We start from the raw sequence: 4,382 nt of genomic DNA, 5'->3' as shown, positions 1-4,382 counted from the left end.
TGGAACGAACCCTTCGCCAGCTCCGACAGGTCCGACACTGCTTCCTTGTGGCGCAGCAGCGACTTCGGCGTGGCGACGATCAGCGGCTTCCTGAACAAGCGGATCATCTGGCGGCGCAACAGATGGAAAATCTGCGCCGGCGTGGTCGGCTGGACCACTTGCATGTTGTGATCCGCGCAAAGCTGCAGGAATCGTTCGATACGCGCCGACGAGTGCTCCGGACCCTGGCCTTCATAGCCATGCGGCAAGAGCATGGTGAGACCTGAAACACGGCCCCACTTCACTTCGCCCGACGAGATGAACTGGTCGATCACAACCTGCGCGCCGTTCACGAAGTCACCGAATTGCGCTTCCCATGCAACCAGCGTGTTCGGCTCTGCAGTGGAGTAGCCGTACTCGAAACCGAGCACTGCTTCTTCCGACAACACCGAGTCGATCACCGTGAACTTCGCCTGACCATCGGCGATGTTCTGCAGCGGAATATACGTGCCGTCGTTCCAGCGTTCGCGGTTTTGATCGTGCAGAACAGCGTGACGATGCGTGAACGTGCCCCGGCCCGAATCCTGGCCTGTCAGACGCACGGCATAGCCCGATGCCACCAGCGACGCATACGCGAGATGCTCGCCCATGCCCCAGTCGAGCTTCGATTCGCCACGGCCCATTGCACGGCGGTCGTTGATCACGCGCTCGACCAGCGGATGCACCTTGAAGTTTTCCGGAATCGTGGTGATACGCTCGGCCAGACGCTTGAGTTCAGCGAGCGGCACGGCGGTATCGGCTGCGTCGGTCCACTTGCGGTTCAGGAACGGAACCCAGTCCACCGCGTACTTGCTCTTGTAGTTCGAGAGCACCGGATCGACCGTGTGATGGCCGTCATCCATTGCCTGGCGATACGCCTTCACGTAACCATCGGCGTCTTCCGCCGTGATCACGCCTTGCTGCACGAGCTTTTCAGCGTACAGCGCGCGCGTGCCCGGATGCTTCGCAATCGTCTTGTACATCAGCGGCTGCGTGACCGCCGGCGTGTCCTGCTCGTTGTGACCCAGCTTGCGGAAGCAGATGATGTCGACAACCACGTCCTTGTGGAACTGCATGCGGTAGTCGATAGCGAGCTGCGTACACAGCACGACCGCTTCCGGATCGTCGCCGTTCACGTGCAGCACCGGCGCTTCGATCATCTTCGCCACGTCCGAGCAATACAGCGTCGAGCGCGCATCGCGCGGGTCCGACGTCGTGAAGCCGATCTGGTTGTTGATGACGATATGCAGCGTGCCGTGCGTGCCGTAACCACGCGTTTGCGCGAGGTTCAGCGTTTCCATGACCACGCCCTGACCGGCAAACGCCGCGTCACCGTGAATCTGGACCGGCAGCACTTGCAGGCCGTCGACGTCGCCGCGACGATCCATACGCGCCTTCGCCGAACCTTCGACCACAGGGTTCACGATTTCGAGGTGCGAAGGGTTGAATGCGAGCGAGAGGTGGACCGGGCCGCCGTCGGTCGAAACGTCCGACGAAAAACCCTTGTGATACTTCACGTCGCCGGCCGGCAGGTCATCGACGTGCTTGCCTTCGAATTCGGCGAAAAGATCGGCCGGCATCTTGCCAAGCGTGTTCACCAAGACGTTCAAGCGTCCACGGTGAGCCATGCCGATGATGATTTCCTGCACGCCTGCAGCGCCCGCGTGACGCACGACTTCGTCCATGGACGCGATAAAGCTTTCGCCGCCTTCCAGCGAGAAGCGCTTCTGTCCGACATACTTGGTGTGCAGGAAACGCTCGAGCCCTTCCGACGCCGTCAGGCGCTGGAGGATGTGCTTTTTCTTGTCGGCGGAGAAATTCGGGGTCGAACGGATCGATTCGAGCCGCTCCTTCCACCAGCGCTTCTGTTCCGGGTCGCTGATGTACATGAACTCGGCGCCAATCGTGCCGCAGTACGTATCGCGCAACGCCTTGACGATTTCACGCAACGACGCCTGCTCGAGCCCGAAATACAGGTTCTGCGCATGGAACGTCTGGTCCATGTCGGCTTCGGTGAAGTCGTAGAAAGCGGGTTCGAGCTCGGGAATCGTCGGGCGCTCGCGGCGCTTCAGTGGATCGAGGTTGGCCCATTGGGAGCCGAGGAAGCGGTAAGCACCGATCAGCGACTGAACGAAGACCTGCTTACGAGCTGTCGCCAGATCAGCACTGCTCTCGCGCGGCACAAAGCCATTCGATTTCGCGCGCTGAGCGAACGACTCCACGATCGGGCCGTGGGCCACGTCGTTGTGATTCGACCCATCCGATGCGGGCACGTTTTGCAACGCATCGAAATAGGTACGCCAGGTCTCGGGCACTGACGCGGGATTATCGAGATATGCCTCGTACTGTTCTTCGACATACGGGGCATTACCGCCGAACAAATAGGAGTTCAGCTGGGATTGCTTCATCATTTTTACGCTCACCTTTCTTCGAGTTTCTCGAGAAATAGCGGGTTACTCAACCTTCCGCAACACGGCCTGACCGTTTAGCGGATTGCGCGAATCAAGTCTGCTTGGAAGGACCTAAAACTGGCAATGCATCCGCTAGCATAGCACATATCATTAAATCAACGCGCCGACGGCCGCGCCCGGAAAGCTTGTCCGGCGGGCTTTCGGAGACCTTTCGCGAATAAGGGACACATGCGAAGGAAAGTTGCAGCGCAATAAAAAAGCCACCCAAGGGTGGCTTTTCTTCGCATGTCAACGGACTGGATCAGTCCACTGCGCCCTTGCGGCTGGCGCTGCGACGCTCGTGTTCCTTCAGATAGCGCTTGCGCAGACGGATGGATTGCGGCGTGACTTCGACCAGTTCGTCGTCATCGATAAATTCAACCGCGTATTCCAGCGACATCTGGATCGGCGGCACGAGGCGCACCGCTTCGTCCGTTCCCGACGAACGCACGTTGGTCAGTTGCTTGCCCTTGATCGGGTTCACAACCAGATCGTTGTCACGGCTATGAATGCCGATGATCATGCCTTCATAAAGCGCATCACCCGGCGAAACGAACATGCGGCCGCGATCTTGCAGCTTCCACAATGCGTAGGCGACAGCAGCACCGTCGTCCTGCGAAATCAGCACGCCGTTACGACGCTCGCCAACACCGCCTTCCTTCACCGGCTGATACGAATCGAACGTGTGGCTCATCAGGCCAGTGCCGCGCGTGAGCGTCAGGAATTCCGACTGGAAGCCGATCAGGCCACGTGCCGAGATACGGTACTCAAGACGCGTACGGCCACGGCCGTCCGACGCCATGTCGAGCATCTCGCCCTTGCGGCGGCCCAGCTCTTCCATCACGCCGCCCTGGTTTGCGTCTTCCATGTCGACGGTCAGGTTTTCATACGGCTCATGCTTCACGCCGTCGACTTCCGTCATCACCACGCGCGGACGCGACACGGCGAGCTCATAGCCTTCACGACGCATGTTTTCCACAAGAATGGTCAGGTGCAGTTCGCCACGGCCCATCACTTCGAACGTGGTTTCGTCACCGGTTTCATTCACACGCAGCGCGACGTTGTGGTTCAGTTCCTTCATCAGGCGGTCGCGGATCTGACGGCTCGTGACGAACTTGCCTTCGCGACCGGCCAGCGGTGACGAGTTCACCAGGAAGTTCATGGTCAGCGTGGGTTCGTCCACGGTAATCATGGGCAACGCTTCCGGGGTATCCACGGCGCAAATGGTCACGCCGATGCCGATTTCTTCAATACCGTTGATCAGCACGATGTCGCCGGCTTCAGCCTCTTCAACCTGGACGCGCTCCAGGCCCTTGAACGACAGGACCTGATTGATCTTGCGGTTCAGGATTGGGCCGTCAGCACCCGTGCGCACGGCGACAGCCATGCCCGGCTTGATGCGCCCGCGCGTGATCCGGCCAATGCCGATACGGCCGACATACGACGAAAAGTCGAGCGACGTGATCTGGAGTTGCAGCGGCGCGTCCGGATCGGCCGGGCGAACCGGAACGTGTTCCAGCACGGCGTCGAACAGCGGACGCATGTCGCCTTCGCGCACGTCCGGGTTCAGTCCGGCATAACCATTCAGGCCCGACGCGTAGACGATCGGGAAATCGAGTTGTTCTTCCGTGGCGCCCAGCTTGTCGAACAGGTCGAACGTCTGGTTGATCACCCAGTCGATCCGCGCGCCCGGCCGGTCGACCTTGTTGATCACAACGATAGGCTTGAGGCCGAGCGCCAGCGCCTTCTTTGTCACGAAGCGCGTTTGCGGCATCGGACCTTCGACGGCGTCGACCAGCAACAACACTGAGTCGACCATGGACAGCACGCGTTCGACTTCACCGCCGAAGTCGGCGTGTCCCGGCGTGTCCACGATATTGATGTGCGTGCCTTCGTACTCGACCGCGCAGTTCT

Annotated in this window: 2 protein-coding genes; both read right to left on the bottom strand. The window is 60.1% G+C overall.

The window, feature by feature from the left end; genetic code table 11:
* Positions 1-2,429 (bottom strand): 2-oxoglutarate dehydrogenase E1 component (locus tag ACFFAR_RS25890; RefSeq protein WP_174364323.1); only part of this gene is annotated, 2,429 nt, incomplete at its 3' end.
* 301 nt (positions 2,430-2,730) lie between these two features.
* Positions 2,731-4,382 (bottom strand): translational GTPase TypA (gene typA / locus ACFFAR_RS25885; protein ID WP_375508710.1); only part of this gene is annotated, 1,652 nt, incomplete at its 5' end.

The organism is uncultured Caballeronia sp. (assembly GCF_964243625.1).
In the GTDB taxonomy this organism is placed as follows: domain Bacteria; phylum Pseudomonadota; class Gammaproteobacteria; order Burkholderiales; family Burkholderiaceae; genus Caballeronia.
Note: the sequence above shows the minus strand (reverse complement) of the source record. Positions and strands in the feature narration are given on the sequence as shown.